Source organism: Mesorhizobium sp. NZP2234 (assembly GCF_013170765.1).
GTDB lineage: Bacteria > Pseudomonadota > Alphaproteobacteria > Rhizobiales > Rhizobiaceae > Mesorhizobium > Mesorhizobium loti_D.
Genome location: NZ_CP033364.1, coordinates 1 through 19,214 on the forward strand (window position 1 = coordinate 1; position 19,214 = coordinate 19,214).

A 19,214-nucleotide genomic window follows, 5' to 3' on the forward strand; every position below is an offset into this window, starting at 1 on the left:
ATGCAGAGCGGCATCGAAAGGGAGCTTACGGGCGACCTCCCATTTCCTGGAACTTTGATCGGAGCAAACGAGATGGCGGTCTCCAGCGACGCGGAACAGAAGTTCGACCGGGTCAAGACCCAGTTGAAGGCGCGCCTGGGAGCTGAAGTCTATTCGAGCTGGTTCGGCCGGATGAAGGTCGCGGAGGCATCCAAGGGCATTGTCCGCATCTCGGTGCCCACCGCGTTCCTGCGCTCGTGGATCAACGGCCACTATCTCGACCTCATCTCCGAGTTGTGGAAGCAGGAGGATGCCGATCTCCTCAAGATCGAGATCGTGGTGCGCACGGCCACCCGCCAGGGGCGCAGCCATGCGGAACCGGAATTGGCCCCGGCACGCAAGATGACACGGCAGACGCAAACGGCATTGGCCGCCGGCACCGTGAGCCCCGGCAGGGTGGAACGTCCCCCGGTGCCGCGTCCGGGCGCCGCGATCGAGAGCGAGTTCCGCCATAATGTGCTGGGATCCCCGCTCGACCCGCGCTACACGTTCGGTTCCTTCATCGAAGGCCCGTCGAACCGGGTGGCTTTCGCCGCCGCCAAGGCCGTGGCGGAATCGCAGTCGAGCGCGGTGCGCTTCAATCCGCTTTTCCTGCACGCGACCGTCGGGCTCGGCAAGACCCATCTGCTGCAGGCCATCGCGGCGGAATCGCTTAAGCAGAACCCCAAGTCGCGCGTCGTCTATCTGACCGCGGAATATTTCATGTGGCGCTTCGCCACGGCGATCCGCGACAACAATGCGCTGACGCTCAAGGAACAGCTGCGCGACATCGACCTCTTGATCATCGACGACATGCAGTTCCTGCAGGGCAAGTCGATCCAGCATGAATTCTGCCATTTGATCAACATGCTGCTCGACAGCGCCAAGCAAGTCGTTGTCGCCGCCGACCGGCCGCCGTCGGAGTTGGAATCGCTGGAGCCGCGGGTCCGCTCGCGCCTCAACGGCGGCGTCGCGCTCGAAATGTCGGCGCCTGATTTCGCCATGCGCCTCGGCATGCTCAAGCTGCGCCTGGCCACGGCCCGGGTAGACGACGCGTCGCTCGACATTTCAGACGAAATCCTCAATCACGTCGCCCGCACCGTGACCGGCAGCGGACGCGAACTGGAAGGCGCGTTCAATCAGCTGCTGTTCCGCCAGTCGTTCGAGCCGCAGATCACCATCGACCGCATCGACGAGATCCTCGGCCATATCTATCGCACCGGAGAGCCGAAGCGGGTTCGCATCGAGGATATCCAGCGCATCGTGGCACGCCACTACAATGTCTCGAAGACGGAGTTGCTGTCCAACCGGCGCACGCGCACCATCGTCAAGCCGCGGCAGGTCGCCATGTACCTGTCGAAGGTGATGACGCCGCGCTCGCTGCCCGAAATCGGACGGCGCTTTGGCGGCCGTGACCACACCACGGTGCTGCACGCCGTGCGCAAGATCGAGGACCTGTCCGGTAATGACAACACGCTGGCGCAGGAACTCGAGCTGCTGCGACGGCTGATCAACGACCAGGCCTGATGGATCCGAGACAGGCAAGCCAGAACCGCATCGGAATTCAATGGCTTGCCTGCTCGGCGGCACCCCTGAGATGGGCTCGAGCCAGTGGCTGGCGACGATCCGGATTCCGGTTTCAGTACCCTGCGCGGCGGTCTTCGCGGCCTTTATCCCCAGAAAGCCCGCGCGGCCGGCCGGAACCGGCGGCGCGGGCTTGCGTTTGCTGGCTTTTTCCTGTCAGTTTACGCAGATTCTGAGCCTGTTCAGACCTTTCGCGGGGCGCCGCCAGCCGGAGACCCGCTCATCCTTTCAAGCGAGCCTGTTTCGTCATGCGTGTTATCCTGGAACGGTCAAATCTCCTGAAGTCGCTCAACCACGTTCATCGCGTGGTCGAACGGCGCAACACGATACCGATCCTGTCCAATGTGTTGCTCAGCGCCGAGGGCGCCAGCCTCGAAATGAAGGCGACCGACCTCGATCTGGAGGTGACGGAAGCGACGCCCGCCAAGGTCGAGCGCGGCGGCGCGACGACGGTGCCGGCGCACCTGCTCTACGATATCGTGCGCAAACTCTCGGACGGCGCCGAGGTGATGCTGAAGACGGATGAAGACGGCAACGCCATGACGGTGACGTCGGGCCGATCGAGCTTCCGCCTGCAATGCCTGCCGCAATCCGATTTCCCCGAGCTCTCGGCCGGATCCTTCTCGCATATCTTCCGGCTCGACTCGGTTGCTCTGAAGGGGCTGATCGAGAAGACGCAGTTCGCCATTTCCACCGAGGAGACACGCTACTATCTCAATGGCATCTACCTGCACACGCATGAAGTCGGCGGCAAGCTGAAGCTGCGCTCGGTGGCCACCGACGGCCACCGCCTGGCGCGCGCCGAAATCGATGCGCCGGCGGGCTCCGAGGGTATGCCGGGCATCATCATTCCGCGCAAGACGGTGAGCGAGCTGCAGAAGCTGGTAGACGACCCGGATGTCGCCGTTACGACCGAACTATCCGACACCAAGATCCGCTTCACCATCGGCAGCGTGGTCCTGACCTCGAAGCTGATCGATGGCACCTTCCCCGATTATCAGCGAGTCATTCCGACCGGCAATGACAAGAAGCTGATCCTCGACCGCCAGAGTTTTGCCGCCGCGGTCGACCGCGTCTCGACCATCTCCTCCGAACGCGGCCGCGCGGTGAAGCTTTCGATCAGCGAAGGCCAGGTGACGCTTGCGGTCAACAATCCGGATTCGGGCAGCGCCACCGAGGAACTGGCGGCCGATTATTCGTCCGACCCGATCGAGATCGGCTTCAACGCCAAATATCTGCTCGATGTCGCCGCGCAGCTGACCGGCACGGAAGCCAAATTCATGCTGGCCGACGCCGGTTCGCCGACGCTGATCCACGACATGGCCGACGAGACGGCGCTTTACGTGCTGATGCCGATGCGGGTATAGCCGGCGCCGCATCATCGATCCGGCTCTGCGACGGGACCCGCGGCAGCAACAATGGCGACTTCTACAGGCGGATAGCGGTTGCCGGCACAAACTCATATAAGTAAGCTTACACTTACTAATTTTCGCAACTACGCCTCGCTGGCGATCGATCTCGCCCCGGGGCCCGTGGTCTTTTCCGGCGACAACGGCGCCGGCAAGACCAATCTCCTCGAAGCAATCTCCTTCCTGACGCCGGGACGCGGCTTGCGCCGTGCGCCCTACGCCGACGTCGCACGCGAGGGCGGCGATGGCGGCTTTGCGCTGCACGCCCGTCTCGACGGGCCTGACGGCCAGGTCGAGATCGGCACGGGTATTTCCGGCGGTGAGGGCGAAGGCGGCAGGCGGGTTCGCATCAACGGCGCGACCGCGAGATCGGCCGAAGACATGCTGGAATGGCTGCGGGTGGTGTGGCTGACGCCCGCAATGGACGCGCTGTTCACTGGACCGGCCGCGGATCGCCGACGCTTTCTCGACCGGCTGGTCCTGGCAATCGATCCCGGCCATGGGCAGCGGGCGCTCGACTACGAAAAGGCGATGCGCGGCCGTAACCGGTTGCTGACGGATGGGTCTCGGGACGACCGCTGGTTCGAAGCGATCGAGATACAGATGGCCGAAACCGGCGTCGCCATTGCTGCGGCACGCGCCGAACTGGTGCGCCTGCTTGCCGCCATGATCGACAGGCTGCCCGACACGGGGCCGTTCCCGCAGGCCGACATCAGCCTTTCTGGCGATCTGGAAACAGACGTTTCCGCCGCGCCGGCAGTCGACGTCGAGGAGCGGTTCCGACGGGCGCTCGCCGATGGCCGCGATCGTGACCGTGCCGCGGGACGAACGCTCGAAGGGCCGCACCGCTCCGATCTCCTGGTGAGACACAGGCCCAAGGCAATGCCGGCCGAACTCTGTTCCACCGGCGAGCAGAAGGCACTGCTGGTCGGCATCGTCTTGTCACATGCCCGGCTGACCGGCGAAATGTCGGGCCTGACGCCGATCCTGCTGCTCGACGAGATCGCCGCTCATCTCGACGGCGGGCGGCGGGCGGCGCTGTTTTCGATCCTCGAGGAGTTGAATTGCCAGGCATTCATGACGGGAACCGATGCCGCGCTGTTTTCCAGCTTGCAAGGCCGCGCCCAGTTCCTCACCGTAGACCACGGCACGGTTGGGCCAACCGAAGGGCCCTGACAAGGTTTTTCAGCCGCTATATGGTCCTGACATGACCACCGCGCTGACCTCCGACGAAATCGAACGCTACGCCCGCCACATAGTGCTGCCCGAGGTCGGCGGCCCGGGCCAGCAGAAACTCAAACAAGCACGGGTCCTGGTGATTGGCGCCGGCGGGCTGGGCGCCCCAGTGCTCGAATATCTCGCGGCCGCAGGCGTCGGCACGCTCGGCATCATCGACGACGACACCGTGTCGCTGTCCAATCTGCAACGCCAAGTCATCCACGGCACCGATACGGTCGGCATGCTGAAAACCGACAGCGCCAAGGCGGCAATCACCCGCATCAATCCCAACACCGCGGTCGAGACGCACACGTTCCGGATGAGCGCGGAGAACGCCCCGGCCCTTGTCTCTCGCTATGACATTGTGGTCGACGGTTCCGACAATTTCGAGACCCGTTATACGGTGGCCGATGCCTGCGCAAGCGCGTGCAAACCGCTGGTGCATGCCGCTGTCGGTCGCTTCGACGGCTCGGTGACGGTGCTGAAGCCCTTCGAGAACGGTAAGGATGGCAAGCCGAACCCGGGCTATCGCGATCTCTTCCCCGAAGCTCCACCGCCGGGCCTTGTGCCGTCCTGCGCCGAGGCCGGGGTGCTTGGAGCGCTGACCGGCGTCGTCGGAACGCTGCAGGCGATGGAAGCGATCAAGCTGATCACCGGCATCGGCGAGCCGCTGGTCGGCAGGCTATTGCTTTACGATGCGCTTGCCGCACGCTTCGAAACGATCCGCTACGCCAGGCGCTGACCTTGACGCAAAAAATGCCCCTTTCCATCGACCGCATTTCGGTCGGCTTCAATCGTTGGGACGAGCTGCTTTCCCTGATCATGCGTGCCTTCGCCTTCATGGACGGCGTTATCGACCCGCCGTCCTCTGCTCACCTGCTCACCGTAGACACACTGCGCGACAAGGCCGGGCGGGAGACCGGTTTGGTGGCCCTCGACGGTGCCAGGATCGTCGGCTGCGTCTTCGCTCTTGAAAGGGCACATGATTTTTACGTCGGCAAGCTCGCCGTCGACCCGGACTGCCATGGGCAAGGCATTGGCCGGCGGCTGATGCGGTCGGTCGAACTGCTCGCTCTAGACCACGGCAAGGCAGCCCTGGAGTTGCAGACACGGATCGAGCTCACCGCCAACCACGCCGTCTTTGCCCGCCTCGGCTTTCGCGAGACCGAACGGACGGCGCATGACGGCTACGTCAGGCCGACCTCGATCACCATGCGCAAGGCGCTTTCGTAACCTTTGGCTTTCACTTGAAGGCGTCGAGCCCGTCAGGTCCTGAGCGGCAGAACGCGGTCCGGCGGGCGGTGGCCATCGACGAACGCCCGGATATTGATGATGACCTTCTCGCCCATGTCAATGCGGCCCTCGAGCGTCGCCGAGCCCATATGCGGCAGGAGCACGACCTTGTTCCTGGCGGCGAGCTTGAGCAGCTTGGCATTGAGCGCCGGCTCGTGCTCGTAGACGTCGAGGCCGGCGCCGGCGATCTTGCCGTCCTGGATCAGCTTGACCAGCGCTTCCTCGTCGATGATGTCGCCGCGCGCGGTGTTCACGACGTAGGCCGTGGGCTGCAGCAGAGCCAAGCGCCGTGCCGACAGAAGATGGAAAGTCGCCGGCGTCGACGGACAATTGACCGAGATGATGTCCATACGGGCCAGCATCTGGTCGAGGCTTTCCCAATAGGTCGCCTCAAGCCCGTCCTCGACGGCCGGCAGGACGCGATGGCGGTTGTGGTAGTGGATGGAGAGGCCGAAGGCCTTGGCGCGCCGAGCGACGGCCGTGCCGATGCGCCCCATGCCGACAATGCCGAGCCGCTTGCCCCAGATGCGCCGGCCAAGCATCCAGGTCGGCGACCAGCCGGCCCATTTCTTGTCGCCGGTGAGCACATTGGCGCCTTCCGCGAGCCGGCGCGGCACCGCCAGCATCAGCGCCATGGTCATGTCGGCGGTGTCTTCGGTGAGGACATTGGGCGTGTTGGTGACGGTGATGCCCTTCCTGGCGGCCGCGGCCACGTCGATCTTGTCGACGCCGTTGCCGAAATTGGCGATGAGCTTGAGGTTGTCGCCGGCCTGGGCGATCAGCGCCGCGTCGATCTGATCGGTCACCGTCGGCACCAGCACGTCGGCCTCCTTGACCGCGGCAACCAGTTCCGGCTGCGTCATCGGCCTGTCCTCGACATTCAGCCTCGCGTCGAACAGCTCGCGCATGCGGGTCTCGACCGGGTCGGGGAGCTTTCGCGTGATGACCACGAGAGGCTTCTTTTTGCCTGGCATTGTTTCCCTCGTTGAGACCTCTTTAACCAAGACCGGCGAAACTGAAAGCCGGTCGCGGTAGCCGATTTACCCATGTAACAAGCGGTGCCGCCGAAGACAAAGAAAAAGGGGCGCCGAGGTCATCGAGCCCGCGCCGAAAGGAACGAAAGTGTCTGGTTTCGCGTCGCTTCGCCTGACCCTAAGCGCAGCATTTCTCGGCGCTCTGCTTTATTCTCCCTTTGCCGTGGCGCAAAGCGCGGCAGCACCCGCCCAAAGCGTCACGCTCGGGCCGAGCGGCCTGCCGCTGCCGCGATTCGTCAGCCTCAAGCCAGCGCGCGTCAACTCGCGCGTCGGTCCGGGCGCCAACTACTCCGTCAACTGGATGTATGTGAAGGCCGGCCTGCCGATGGAGGTCATCCAGGAATTTGATACATGGCGCCGCGTGCGCGATGCGGACGGTTCGGAGGGCTGGATCAACCAGTCGATGCTTTCGGGCCGGCGCACCGCCATCATCGCGCCTTGGCAGCGCGGCAAGGGTGGCCAGATCAATCTCATGAAAAGTCCGGACAAGGACGCCAGGGTCGTGGCGATCGTCGAGCCGGGCGTCATGGGCACGATCAAGACCTGCGACGGCCAGTGGTGCGAAATGACGCTTGACGGCCACACCGGCTGGCTCGCCCAGTCGGCGGTCTGGGGCGCCTATCCCGGCGAGCGGGTCAAGGACTGAGGTCGCTCCGTTCGCGGCCGATACAGCCGGGATGGGTATCCTGAAAGCCGGTTGGCAGCTTCAGGCCATAAGCCCGATGCGCGGTCGATGGCGATTTGGGCGGTGCAGGCCGCCACGACTGCCGATTCGAGCCGGATTGTCAGGTCGGGGGTTTCATCCCTTGCCGATTATTCCGGCCTGGTCGATTGTTCTGGTCCTGCCGGTCATTCCCGGCGCTTGGGGCGCAATCTCACCACGATATCGACATTGGCGATTTCCATGCCCTCGGGCGGGTCCGGCAGGTTGGTGATCGTCACCGGGCCGCTGGCAATGTCGAAAATCCGGTTCTCGCCTTCGACGTAGAAATGGTGGTGGTCGGAGGTGTTGGTGTCGAAATAGGTCTTGGCGCCCTCGACGGCCAGGATGCGCAGCAGTCCCGCCTGGGTGAACTGGTGGAGTGCGTTGTAGACCGTGGCCAGCGACACCGGCACGCCGGCGGCCAGCGCCTCCTCATGCAATTCCTCGGCCGACAAATGGCGGTCGCCCTTGGCAAAAAGCAGGTCGGCCAGCGCAATACGCTGGCGCGTCGGCCTCAGGCCGGCTTCGCGCACCCGCTTGTCCACAGCGACATTTTCCTTCCGGCAGCCCCGGTCCATCTGGTCTTCCAAGCTTGCAGTCCCGCTTCAAGACACGCCCAGAATGGCAAAAAAATGAACGTCTGCCGAAACCGGACCCCTGCTGACATATATTCTGTCGTCCGAATGCGATCAATAGCGCGCATTGACCCGGGCAGACTGGCGGGTTAAGCGCAAACGCCGGTTTCCGGCCTGAAACAGATTGTGTTAGGACACCAACGACAAGGGCGCGCTACCGCCCGGACGATATGGGGACGAGATTGATGGCGGGTAAATCCAGCTACGACTACGAAGAATTGCTGGCCTGCGCCCGCGGCGAACTGTTCGGAGAGGGCAATGCCCAGCTGCCCTACCCGCCCATGCTGATGTTCGACCGCATCACCGAAATCAGCGAGACGGGCGGCGCCTTCGACAAGGGCTTCATCCGGGCGGAGTTCGACATCAAGCCGGACCTGTGGTTCTTTGCCTGCCATTTCATCGGCAATCCGATCATGCCGGGATGCCTCGGCCTCGACGCCTTGTGGCAGTTGACTGGCTTCTATCTCGGCTGGCTCGGCGAACCCGGCAAGGGAATGGCGCTGTCTACCGGTGAGGTCAAGTTCAAGGGCATGGTCACCCCATCGGTCAAGAAGGTCGAGTATGGCGTGGATTTCAAGCGCGTGATGCGTGGCCGGCTGGTGCTCGGCATCGCCGATGGCTGGATGAAGGCGGATGGCGAGCCCATATATGCGGCTACCGACCTGAAGGTCGGTCTGTCCAAGCAGTCGGCGGTCGCTTGACCGCAGTTCTGGCCGACCCACTGGCCAGCATCCCTGGAAGGAGTTGCGAATGAGACGTGTCGTAGTCACCGGCCTCGGCATCGTGTCGTCGATCGGCAACAATGCCAACGAGGTGCAGACCTCGCTGCATGACGCCAGATCCGGCATCAGCTTTTCCGATTCCTTCGCCGAACATGGCTTCCGCTGCCAGGTCTGGGGCGCACCTACACTCGACCCGACCGCCATGATCGATCGTCGCGCGATGCGCTTCCTGTCACAGGGCGCGGCCTGGAACCACGTCGCCATGGATCAGGCGATCGCGGATGCCGCCTTGAGCGAAAGCGACGTCACCAACGAGCGCACCGGCATCGTCATGGGCTCGGGCGGCCCCTCCACCCGTACCATTGTCGAGGCGGCCGAAACCACGCTCAAGAACGGCAGCCCCAAGCGCATCGGTCCGTTCGCGGTGCCAAAGGCGATGTCGTCGACCGCGTCGGCGACGCTTGCCACATGGTTCAAGATCCACGGCGTCAACTATTCGATCTCATCAGCCTGCTCGACCTCGGCGCATTGCATCGGCAATGGCTACGAGCTGATCCAGTGGGGCAAGCAGGACATCGTCTTTGCCGGCGGCCACGAGGATCTCGACTGGACCATGTCGGACCTGTTCGACGCCATGGGCGCCATGTCGTCGAAGTTCAACGACAGGGCATCAGCCGCGTCCCGCGCGTATGACGTCAACCGCGACGGCTTCGTCATCGCCGGCGGCGCCGGCGTGCTGGTGCTGGAAGAGCTGGAGCATGCCAAGGCGCGCGGCGCCAAGATCTATGCCGAGATCGTCGGCTACGGCGCGACCTCGGACGGCTACGACATGGTCGCGCCTTCCGGCGAAGGCGCGGTCCGCTGCATGCGCCAGGCGCTGGCGACGGTTTCCACGCCGATCGATTACATCAACACCCACGGCACCTCGACGCCGGTGGGCGATTCCAAGGAAATGGGCGCCATCCGCGAGGTGTTCGGCGAGAAGATGCCGTTCATCACCTCGACGAAATCGCTGACCGGCCATTCGCTGGGCGCGGCCGGCGTGCAGGAATCCATCTATTCGATCCTGATGATGCAAGGCGGCTTTATCGGCGAGAGCGCCCATATCGAAACGCTCGATCCTGAATTCGAGGGCATGCCGATCGTGCGAAAGCGCATCGACAACGCCAAGATCGACACCGTCCTGTCAAATTCCTTCGGTTTCGGCGGCACCAACGCGACGCTCGTTTTCCAGCGCTATTCCGCATAACGCCAGCGTTTTTCTAGAAGGATTGCCTGACATGGACGGATTGATGAAGGGCAAGCGCGGGCTTGTCATGGGTGTCGCCAACGATCATTCGATCGCCTGGGGCATCGCCCAGAAATTGTCCGAACATGGGGCGGAGCTCGCCTTCACCTACCAAGGCGAGGCCTTCGGCCGCCGGGTCAAGCCGCTCGCGGACAGGCTGGGCGCGTCGCTGGTCGTTCCCTGCGATGTCGAGGACAGCGCTTCGGTCACCGCCACGTTCGAGACGCTTGGCAATGCCTGGGGCGGACTGGATTTCGTCGTCCATGCCATCGGCTTTTCCGACAAGAACGAGTTGAAGGGCCTTTACGCCGACACCAGCCGCGACAACTTCGTCCGCACCATGGTGATCTCCTGCTACTCCTTCACCGAGGTCGCCCGCAATGCCGCGCCCCTGATGACGCAGGGCGGCTCGATGATCACGCTGACCTATGCCGGTTCGGTCCGCGTCATGCCGAACTACAATGTCATGGGCGTCGCCAAGGCCGGCCTCGAGGCCAGCGTGCGTTACCTCGCCAATGACTATGGCCCGCGCGGCATCCGGGTGAACGGCATCTCGGCGGGGCCGGTGCGCACGCTTGCCGGCGCCGGCATTTCGGACGCCCGCCACATGTTCTCCTACCAGCAGCGCAACTCGCCGCTGCGCCGTACCGTGACCATCGACGAGGTCGGCGGCTCGGCGCTTTATTTGCTGTCCGACCTGGCTTCCGGCGTCACCGGCGAAATCCACTATGTCGATTCCGGCTATCACATCGTCTCGATGCCGACGCTCGATGAATTGAAGCAGACGGATGGCTAACGAGTACTGAAACGGGTCAAGGCGACACGTTTCGGGAAACATGGATGGTGCCGTTTCGCGGAAATGGTCCTTTTCCAGTAAAGAAATAATCCTCTCCAGTAAAATTGGATGCATTCGCGGAAACTCATTTTAAGAGGATTTCCGCTATAGAGGCCCGCAATCTGGGGACCTTTGAATGCCTGCCGTCAGCAACCCGAAGCGAACACCGGTGTTCCGACTGCTCACGATAGCAAGTTCGGGCATTGGCAGTTTCGTCCTCGGCATCTGGGGTCTGAAGCACGGTCTCGGCGCCGGGTTTGCCGGCATATCGGCGGACATGATGGTCGCGATCATGGCTGCGCTTTGCGCGCTCGCGGCATCGGTGGCTGCAATGTCCTTCTTCGCCGGCGTCGATGAATCGGCGGATTTCGTTTTCAACGAAACCCATTTCGACAAGCTGACGGGACTTCTGGCGCGGCCGGCGATGGTCGGCAAGATCGCCGAGGCGGCATGCGTGACAAGCCGGACCGGGGAACCGGTGTTCCTGATCGACATCGACATCGACCGGTTCAAGCAGATCAACGATGCGATTGGCTATAGCCAGGGCGACGAGCTGATCCGCGCCTTCACCAGGCGACTACAAGACAGCGTGCCCGCACGCGCCCTGATCGGGCGCATCGGTGCCGGGGAGTTCGCGGTACTGCTGCCGGATCACCAGATCCAAGGGACGATGGAGGGCATGATCGAGCGGCTCATCGACGAGATGATGGAACCCTATGAACTCAGCAGCCATCAGCAATCGGTGAGCCTGTCCGTGGGCATCGTGGCCATGCCCAAGGATGGTGTCGATCCGGTCCTTATCCTGCGCAGGTCCAACCTGGCGCTGCAGCATGCGCGCGCCAGCGGCGTTGGCAACTGGTCGGTATTCGACAGCGAGATGGGACGAGTCGCCGATTATCGCCAATGGGTGGAATCCGAGCTGCACACGGCTTTCGAGCGTGGCGATTTCGACCTCCACTATCAGCCACAACTCGACCTGCCGAGCGGCCGCATCGTCGGCTATGAGGCGTTGATCCGCTGGAACCATCCTGAGCGAGGCATGATCCCGCCCATGGAGTTCATCCAGATTGCCGAGGAAACCGGAATGATCAACCCGATCGGCGAATGGGTCCTGCGCAAAGCCTGCAACGACGCCCGGCATTTGCCAGACGACTGTTTCGTCGCCGTCAATATTTCGCCGGTCCAGTTCATGACCAAGGACTTCGTCGGCATCGTGCGCGACACGATGCGGGCCACCGGGATCAAGCCGTCACGGCTGGAGCTGGAAGTCACCGAGACGGCGATGATGCAGGACCGCGATCGCGCTGCCGTCATCCTGAAAGAGCTGGCCGAAATGGGCATCTCCGTTGCCGTCGATGATTTCGGCACCGGCTACTCGAACCTCAGCTATCTGATCGATTTCTCCTTCGGCAAGCTGAAGATCGACCGCTCCTTCGTCAGCCGCATCGATACCGATTCCAGCTCCGGCGCCGTCGTCTCGACCATTGTCGGGCTTTCGCGTGCACTTGGCGTCAGCATCATTGCCGAAGGCGTCGAGACCGAGAGCCAGGCCACGCTGCTGCGGGCAGCCGGCTGCGAGGTGGTGCAAGGTTACCTGTTCGGCCGGCCGGCGCCGCTCAGGATCGGCCTTGGTGGCGGGCAAGCCACCGACGAGGTCCGACGCGTCGCCAATCTGCACTGAGCGCGATACGCATCGTTTCAGCGACGCGCGACAAACACCTTGAACATGCCGTCGCGGGCAAGCTCGGCGTGGCTGGCAAAGGCGGCCGACAGCACGGGCTCGTAGGGAAGCTGGCGGTTGGCGACCATGACCAGCCTGCCACCGGGCTTGAGCGCCTTGGCTGCCGCGCGGATCATGCCGGCGCCGATCTCCGGCTCCGCCGCACGGCTGCGGTGAAAGGGCGGGTTCATGGCGATGACGTCGTAGCGGCGCTCGACAGGCTCGGCGAGCAGATCCGTCCAGAAGAAGCCTTGCGCCACGGTGCCGCCGAGGTTGCCCTTGGCAGCCTCCAGCGCATCGAAATCCGCCTCGTAAAGATCGAGCCCCGACAAGCCCGGCGAACGGGTAGCCATCTCAGCCGCCACATAGCCCCAGCCGGCGCAGAAATCAGCCGCATTGCCACGGAGATCGCCAGGCAAATTGTCGGCCAGTAGTTTCGAACCCGCGTCGACGCGATCGAAGGAGAACATGCCAGGCTCGGTGCGGAACCGGCCCTCCACCAGTTGCGCCGGGTTGGCGGCACGCAGTGCCGCGGCAGCCCGCATATCCGCCGGACAGCGCAGCCAAAAGGCAATGCCGTGATATTTCGGCATATGCCCGTCGAGCGGCACGAGTTCGTCGACGCGCTTGCGCAGGCTGGCAACGCCCTCGTCCTTGCCGCCGGCGATGACGATCAGTCCGCCCGGCACCACGCGCTCGAGAGCCTCGGCGATACGCTGTTCATTCTGGCCGCGATGGCGGCCAGCGAGCACCAGGGCGGCATCAAAACCATCACCCACCGGTTGCGGCGCGACCGTGAAACCCGCCGCCTGCAACGCGCGGAAATGCGGCCGGAAGCCTTGTACGAGATGTAGCCCGGCCTCGAACGCCGACGGCAAGCGCAGGCCAGGCTCGGCGCCGAGGAAAAGAATGCGCTCACCCTTTCGCGGCATGGCAAGAGCCTCGGCCTCGAACGGATGGAAAAGCGTCTTCAGCGCCTCAGCGGGCATAGCCGTGTTCCCCATGGTCTTGCGCAATTCCCGTGGGGAAAGCGCCACGCACTTTTCCTGGAATTGCTCCAAACGAAAACGGGCGCGACATAAGCCGCGCCCGTTCCGCTTTTTCTGTCAGGTCGCTCAGGCGGCGTCTTCTTCGCCTTCGGCCTTCTTCTCGCGCACGATTTCCTTGCCGGTGGCCTGGTCGACGACCTTCATCGACAGGCGGACCTTGCCGCGCTCGTCGAAGCCCATCAGCTTGACCCAGACCTTGTCGCCTTCCTTGACGACGTCCGAGGTCTTGGCAACGCGCTCATTGGCGAGCTGCGAGATGTGGACGAGACCATCGCGGGGACCGAAGAAATTGACGAAAGCGCCGAAGTCGGCAGTCTTGACGACCGTGCCTTCGTAGATCTCGCCGACTTCCGGCTCGGCGACGATGGTGTGGATCCACTTCTTCGCCGCCTCGATCTCCTTGGCGTTCGAGGAAGCGATCTTGACCGTGCCGTCGTCCTCGATGTTGATCTTGGCGCCGGTCTTCTCGACGATCTCGCGGATGACCTTGCCGCCCGAACCGATGACGTCGCGGATCTTGTCGGTCGGGATGTGCATGACCTCGATACGCGGCGCGAACTCGCCGAGTTCGGCGCGGGCGCCGGTCAGGGCATGCGCCATTTCGCCGAGGATGTGCTGGCGGCCATCCTTGGCCTGGTCCAGCGCGATCTTCATGATCTCCTCGGTGATGCCCTCGATCTTGATGTCCATCTGCAGCGAGGTGATGCCGTTGGCGGTGCCGGCGACCTTGAAGTCCATGTCGCCGAGGTGATCTTCGTCACCCAGAATGTCGGACAGAACCGCGAAGCGCTCGCCTTCCTTGATCAGGCCCATGGCGATACCGGCAACGGGCTTGGCCAGCGGCACGCCAGCATCCATCAGCGCCAGCGAGGTGCCGCAGACGGTGGCCATCGACGAAGAGCCGTTGGACTCGGTGATCTCCGAGACGACGCGCAGCGTGTAGGGGAACTGGTCAGCGCTCGGCAGCATCGGCCGGATGGCGCGCCAGGCGAGCTTGCCGTGGCCGATTTCGCGGCGGCCCGGCGAACCCATGCGGCCGGTCTCACCGACGGAATAGGGGGGGAAGTTGTAGTGAAGGAGGAACTTCTCCTTGTACATGCCGGTCAGCGAATCGACATACTGCTCGTCTTCGCCGGTGCCGAGCGTGGCAACGACCAGCGCCTGGGTCTCGCCGCGGGTGAACAGCGCCGAACCATGGGTGCGCGGCAGCACGCCGACTTCGGAAACGATCTTGCGGACCGTCTTCAGGTCGCGGCCATCGATGCGCGAGCCGGTGTCGAGGATGTTCCAGCGCACGACCTTGGCCTGGAGTTCCTTGAACACGGAACCGATCTGCTCGGAGGTGTATTTGGGCTCTTCGCCTTCGGCCGGAGCGAACGCGGCCTTGACCTTGGCCTTGACGGCGTCGACGGCGGCATAGCGCTTCTGCTTGTCGGTGATCTTGTAGGCTTCACGAAGCTCGTCGCCGACGATGTTGAGCATTTCGCCTTCGAGCGCGGAATAGTCGGGCGCGGTGAAGTCGCGCGGCTCCTTGGCGGCAACTTCGGCCAGCTTGATGATGGCGTCGATAACCGGCTGGAAGCCCTTGTGGCCGAACATGACAGCGCCGAGCATCAGCTCTTCGCCAAGTTCCTTGGCTTCCGACTCAACCATCAGCACGGCGTCGGCGGTGCCGGCGACGACGAGGTCGAGCTTGGATTCCTGCATCTCGTCGATGTGCGGGTTGAGAACGTATTCGCCGTTGATGTAGCCGACGCGCGCGCCGCCGACCGGGCCCATGAAGGGAACGCCCGACAGGGTCAGAGCGGCCGAGGTGGCAACGATCGACAGGATGTCCGGATCGTTCTCGAGGTCATGCTGGACGACCGTGACGACGATCTGGGTGTCGTTCTTGTAGCCGTCGGCGAAGAGCGGACGGATCGGGCGGTCGATGAGGCGCGAAACCAGCGTTTCCTTTTCGCTCGGACGGCCTTCCCGCTTGAAATAGCCGCCCGGGATCTTGCCGGCGGCGTACGTCTTTTCCTGGTAGTTGACGGTCAGCGGAAAGAAATCCAGGCCGGGCTTGGGCTCCTTCATCGAAACGACGGTCGCCAGAACCTTGGTCTCGCCGTAGGTGGCGAGTACAGCGCCGTCAGCCTGGCGCGCGATCTTGCCGGTTTCGAGGATGAGCGGGCGACCGCCCCATTCGATTTCCACTTTGTGTTGATTGAACATGTCTTGTCCTTTGTATGAGGAAAGGCCGCGCCGTTTCAGCGTGCGCGGGTGCCCTTTCCTCTGGCTTCCTTTCTCGGGCAGCCACGGGCAAGACAACGGGAGGCTCGGGTTTCATCGGCGCGGTGGCCTTACGAGCGTCCTGCAATCCTGCCCCATGACCGTCCATGGGTGGCTTCGAGTGGCCCTCTGCGCGCTCGAAGCCGGATATGACCAATCGATCGACTGGCCTGCGCACAACCCCGAAACCCACGGCTTACGGAACGCGTCATGCGCAAATTCTACTTTTGGAGCGTCCGTCCGGCATCCGGAAGGGTGCGCGGCGCTCCAGTCATGCATTCGAGATCAGGTTGACCCGGGCTCGAATGCGCGACCGGCGGACTCCTTGAAGGAGCCCGCCGGTCAATTCGTCAACGGCGCAGACCGAGCTTCTCGATCAGTGTCTGATAGCGCGCGTCGTCCTTGCGCTTGAGATAATCAAGCAGGCTGCGGCGCTGGGACACGAGAGCGAGCAGACCACGGCGGGAATGGTTATCCTTCTTGTGGTCCTTGAAATGGTCGGTCAGGTTCTTGATGCGCTCGGAAAGGATGGCCACCTGGACTTCCGGAGACCCGGTATCGCCCTTGGCGGTAGCGAATTCACCCATCAATTCCTTCTTGCGCTCGGCAGTAATCGACATCGTGTTTTTCCTTATCTGTTTGAGGAAACGGGTCGCCCTCAGCCGGGATGTCGTCCAGCAGGGGCCGGTGCAAGCAAAGCGTCGTGGCGCTATGCTGCGGCGCATATAGTGCAATTCCCGGCAAAACACCAGCCCAATTCACCAAGCCGGCTTTTCAGCCCAAAATGGCAAGTTTCGCCGCAGTCAAAGCCATTTCTTCCATTTGAAGAACGCAACCAGGCCGACCGCGATAACAGCCATGAACAGGAGCGCTTCCGGATAGCCGTAATAGGCCTTCAACTCCGGCATGTTCCACGGCGAGCTCTGGGGGTCGAAATTCATGCCCCAGACACCGACCAGGAAGGTGAGAGGCATGAAGATGACCGAAACGATGGTGAGATAGCTGATGACGTCGTTGGTGCGCGCCTGGCTCAGCGACAGATGCATCTCGATCAGGCCGGTCAGCATGTCGCGCTGGGTCTCGACGAGTTCGATCAACCTGAGCGAATGGTCGAGCGTGTCATTGAGGAAGACTTTGGTCTCGGCTCTGACATAGGGCACCTCGTTACGGATCAGCGTCGCCAACGCATCGCGCATCGGCCACAGCACGCCCTTCAGCACATTGGCGTCGCGCCGCAATTCGTGCAGCTGCCGCATCTGATGCTTGTGCGGCGAATGCAGCATCTCATCCTCGATGCTGTCGACCAGGTCGCCGGCTCCCTCGATCGGCGGAAAATAGCTGTCGACGATAGCGTCGATAAGCGCGTAGGCCAGATAGTCGGCGCCACGGGTCCGCAACCGGTTGGGCGCCGAACTCTCGATGCGCTTGCGCACCGGGTCGAACGGATCGCCCTCGCGCTCCTGGAAGGTGACGACGAAGTTCTCGCCTAGGAAGAGAGCGATCTGTTCGTAGCGATGCGAGGTGACATCGTCGATCATGCGCACGACGACGAAGGCATGATCCTCGAAGAAGTCGACCTTCGGCCGCTGGCCGGTGTTGACGACATCCTCAAGCGCCAGCGGATGCAGGCTGAAGATGCGGCCGATCTCCTCGATCAGCCCGATGTTGGCGAGGCCGGTGCAGTCGAGCCAGATCACCGGCCATTTCCGGCAATTGGCCTCGACATCGGCGATGCTGGCATTGTCGATGGTCTTGAACTTCTGCGGCGAGATCAAGGTCAGCCGCAATTCGGAGCGCCGCGCCGCCGGATCGGCGATCAGCGTACCCGGCGAGGCGCCGACCGGCGGCCGCCTTGTCTTCACCGGCGCCCGCTTTTTCACCGCCTCGGCTTTTGCCATGTGCCCCTCGAGCGTAGAGTCGACGTGAAGTTAGAACCTTGTTCTCGCAATTTCGAACGCCGTTTCACCCTTTTCCCGGAATTGCGTCAGCCGGCAAAGACCCGCTTGGGCTTGAACATGCCCTGTTCGATCGCACCGATGGCGACCAGCTTGCCGCGCGCCGTCGCGCAGGCCTCCTCGGCTTCCACCGGCGCATCGCGGCCGCGAATGATGACCGGATTGCCGAGACGGATCTTGGTCGCCGCATCATCGCTGATGGCGATCTGCGGCAGGCAGTCGAGAGCCGCCGATGTGTCGACAAGAAGCGCATCGATGGCATCGAAGTCGACGGGGATTTCTATCGGCTCGGCGCCGTCGGCGGGCTCCGGTCTGTCCTCACCTTGTACTCCGAAGCGGGCCGCCTCTAGTTCGGCGATGGTGACGAAATCCTCTTGCGTGAACGGCTCGACCTCGACCCGGCGCAGGTCGGAAATATGGCCGAAGCAGCCGAGGTCGCGGCCCATGTCACGAGCCAGCGAGCGCACATAGGTGCCCTTGCCACATTCGACCTCGAAAACCGTGCGATCGGCGTGATGCTCGATGATCTCCAAACGACCGATCTCGATTTCGCGCGGGGGGATGTCAACCGTCTCGCCTTCCCGGGCAAGGTCATAGGCGCGTTCGCCTGATATCTTGATGGCCGAGAATTGCGGCGGCGTCTGCATGATGACGCCGGTGTATTTCGCCAGCAGCGCCCTGACCTCGGCTTCCGCCGGACGCACGTCGGAGCTCTTCGTCACCGGCCCTTCGAGATCGTCGGTGGAGCGCTCATCGCCCCAGGCGACGGTGAAACGATAGATCTTGGCGCCGTCCTGCACGTAAGGCACGGTCTTGGTGGCTTCGCCGAGCGCGATCGGCAGCATGCCGGAGGCCAGCGGATCGAGCGTGCCGGCATGGCCGGCCTTTTCCGCCTGGAACAGCCACTTGATCTTGGAGACAGCCTCGGTCGAGCCCATGCCGACCGGTTTGTCGAGCACCACCCAGCCGGAGACCGGCCGGCCCTTCTTCTTGCCGCGGCGCGCCATTATTTGCTGTCCTTGTCTTCGTCTTTGTCCTGGCCGTCCGCATCGAGATCGCGCGCCACTTCGGGCGACTTCAGCAGGTCGTTGATCCTGGCGAAATTGTCGAAGGAGGTATCCAGCCGGAAGCGGAACTCCGGCATGTATTTCATCTGCCGGAGCGCGCCGGAGACACGGCCACGGACGAATTTCGCATGCTTGTTGAGCGCCTCGATGACGGCGCCGGCATCCTTGGCGCCGAGCGGGGAAACAAAGGCGGTGGCGATCTTCAGATCGGGCGACATGCGCACTTCCGAGACAGAGACGACCGAATTTTCAATCAACGGGTCGAGGATCTCGCCGCGCTGCAGGGTTTCGGACAGGGCATGGCGCACCTGTTCGCCGACGCGCAGCATGCGCTGGGATGGGCCGGATGTGGTGGAACGGGGCATTTTTCTCAATCCTGAAAGCGTGAGGCGCGGGGTGGGACCGTGCCGCAT

18 protein-coding genes are annotated in these 19,214 nt (G+C 63.1%); 10 read left to right on the top strand and 8 right to left on the bottom strand.

Translation table 11 applies throughout. The annotated features are described in order from the left end of the window. From dnaA to EB230_RS00025, 5 genes are all read left to right on the top strand, one after another. Positions 1 to 1,545, top strand: a complete 1,545-nt coding sequence (gene dnaA / locus EB230_RS00005) for a chromosomal replication initiator protein DnaA (RefSeq protein ID WP_056569957.1) — start codon at positions 1 to 3, stop codon at positions 1,543 to 1,545. A 305-nt stretch (positions 1,546 to 1,850) separates the two neighbouring features. Next, the gene (gene dnaN / locus EB230_RS00010) at positions 1,851 to 2,969 is read left to right on the top strand and encodes a DNA polymerase III subunit beta (protein ID WP_010913340.1); all 1,119 of its coding nucleotides are present in this window, start codon (positions 1,851 to 1,853) and stop codon (positions 2,967 to 2,969) included. A gap of 78 nt (positions 2,970 to 3,047) precedes the next feature. Then, complete coding sequence (gene recF / locus EB230_RS00015; RefSeq protein WP_056569953.1) at positions 3,048 to 4,187, top strand: DNA replication/repair protein RecF; 1,140 nt, start codon at positions 3,048 to 3,050, stop codon at positions 4,185 to 4,187. Positions 4,188 to 4,218: 31 nt separating this feature from the next. Beyond that, entirely contained in the window at positions 4,219 to 4,971 is a 753-nt protein-coding gene (locus tag EB230_RS00020; protein WP_056569951.1) for a molybdopterin-synthase adenylyltransferase MoeB, read from the top strand. A gap of 14 nt (positions 4,972 to 4,985) precedes the next feature. Then, complete coding sequence (locus EB230_RS00025; RefSeq protein ID WP_056570451.1) at positions 4,986 to 5,462, top strand: GNAT family N-acetyltransferase; 477 nt, start codon at positions 4,986 to 4,988, stop codon at positions 5,460 to 5,462. A gap of 32 nt (positions 5,463 to 5,494) precedes the next feature. Here the strand turns inward: EB230_RS00025 and EB230_RS00030 are convergent, their stop codons facing one another. Then, positions 5,495 to 6,496 carry a D-glycerate dehydrogenase gene (locus tag EB230_RS00030; protein ID WP_056569949.1) on the bottom strand — a complete coding sequence of 334 codons (1,002 nt, stop codon included), beginning with the start codon at positions 6,494 to 6,496 and terminating at the stop codon, positions 5,495 to 5,497. Positions 6,497 to 6,644: 148 nt separating this feature from the next. Between EB230_RS00030 and EB230_RS00035 the strand changes: the two genes are divergently transcribed. Then, positions 6,645 to 7,202 (top strand): SH3 domain-containing protein, encoded by a 558-nt coding sequence (locus tag EB230_RS00035; protein WP_056569947.1) that lies wholly within the window; start codon positions 6,645 to 6,647, stop codon positions 7,200 to 7,202. A 203-nt stretch (positions 7,203 to 7,405) separates the two neighbouring features. On the opposite strand, the gene irrA is transcribed toward EB230_RS00035, so the two are convergent. After that, positions 7,406 to 7,837, bottom strand: a complete 432-nt coding sequence (gene irrA, locus EB230_RS00040; protein WP_056570449.1) for an iron response transcriptional regulator IrrA — start codon at positions 7,835 to 7,837, stop codon at positions 7,406 to 7,408. 242 nt (positions 7,838 to 8,079) lie between these two features. Here irrA and fabA point away from each other — a divergent pair, with 242 nt between their 5' ends. From fabA to EB230_RS00060, 4 genes are all read left to right on the top strand, one after another. Continuing rightward, positions 8,080 to 8,595, top strand: a complete 516-nt coding sequence (fabA, locus tag EB230_RS00045) for a 3-hydroxyacyl-[acyl-carrier-protein] dehydratase FabA (protein ID WP_010913332.1) — start codon at positions 8,080 to 8,082, stop codon at positions 8,593 to 8,595. 49 nt (positions 8,596 to 8,644) lie between these two features. Continuing rightward, on the top strand, positions 8,645 to 9,865 hold the full coding sequence (fabB, locus tag EB230_RS00050; RefSeq protein ID WP_056569945.1) for a beta-ketoacyl-ACP synthase I: 1,221 nt from the start codon (positions 8,645 to 8,647) through the stop codon (positions 9,863 to 9,865). Between the two features lie 31 nt (positions 9,866 to 9,896). Further along, positions 9,897 to 10,700 (top strand): enoyl-ACP reductase FabI, encoded by an 804-nt coding sequence (gene fabI, locus EB230_RS00055; RefSeq protein ID WP_056569944.1) that lies wholly within the window; start codon positions 9,897 to 9,899, stop codon positions 10,698 to 10,700. Between the two features lie 175 nt (positions 10,701 to 10,875). Next, positions 10,876 to 12,420 carry a bifunctional diguanylate cyclase/phosphodiesterase gene (locus EB230_RS00060; RefSeq protein WP_056569943.1) on the top strand — a complete coding sequence of 515 codons (1,545 nt, stop codon included), beginning with the start codon at positions 10,876 to 10,878 and terminating at the stop codon, positions 12,418 to 12,420. A 17-nt stretch (positions 12,421 to 12,437) separates the two neighbouring features. Here the strand turns inward: EB230_RS00060 and EB230_RS00065 are convergent, their stop codons facing one another. From EB230_RS00065 to rbfA, 6 genes are all read right to left on the bottom strand, one after another. Further along, the gene (locus tag EB230_RS00065) at positions 12,438 to 13,448 is read right to left on the bottom strand and encodes a class I SAM-dependent methyltransferase (RefSeq protein WP_056569940.1); all 1,011 of its coding nucleotides are present in this window, start codon (positions 13,446 to 13,448) and stop codon (positions 12,438 to 12,440) included. A 126-nt stretch (positions 13,449 to 13,574) separates the two neighbouring features. Further along, complete coding sequence (pnp, locus tag EB230_RS00070; protein WP_056569938.1) at positions 13,575 to 15,722, bottom strand: polyribonucleotide nucleotidyltransferase; 2,148 nt, start codon at positions 15,720 to 15,722, stop codon at positions 13,575 to 13,577. A gap of 407 nt (positions 15,723 to 16,129) precedes the next feature. Beyond that, a complete protein-coding gene (rpsO, locus tag EB230_RS00075; protein ID WP_269465810.1) occupies positions 16,130 to 16,504 on the bottom strand; it encodes a 30S ribosomal protein S15 in 375 nt (124 codons plus the stop codon). 78 nt (positions 16,505 to 16,582) lie between these two features. Beyond that, positions 16,583 to 17,677, bottom strand: coding sequence for a magnesium/cobalt transporter CorA (gene corA / locus EB230_RS00080; RefSeq protein ID WP_056569933.1), 1,095 nt, complete (start codon positions 17,675 to 17,677; stop codon positions 16,583 to 16,585). An 86-nt stretch (positions 17,678 to 17,763) separates the two neighbouring features. Continuing rightward, complete coding sequence (gene truB / locus EB230_RS00085; RefSeq protein ID WP_056569931.1) at positions 17,764 to 18,741, bottom strand: tRNA pseudouridine(55) synthase TruB; 978 nt, start codon at positions 18,739 to 18,741, stop codon at positions 17,764 to 17,766. Then, positions 18,741 to 19,166, bottom strand: a complete 426-nt coding sequence (gene rbfA / locus EB230_RS00090; protein ID WP_056569929.1) for a 30S ribosome-binding factor RbfA — start codon at positions 19,164 to 19,166, stop codon at positions 18,741 to 18,743. The genes truB and rbfA overlap by 1 nt, the downstream gene beginning before the upstream one ends. Positions 19,167 to 19,214 lie beyond the last annotated feature (48 nt).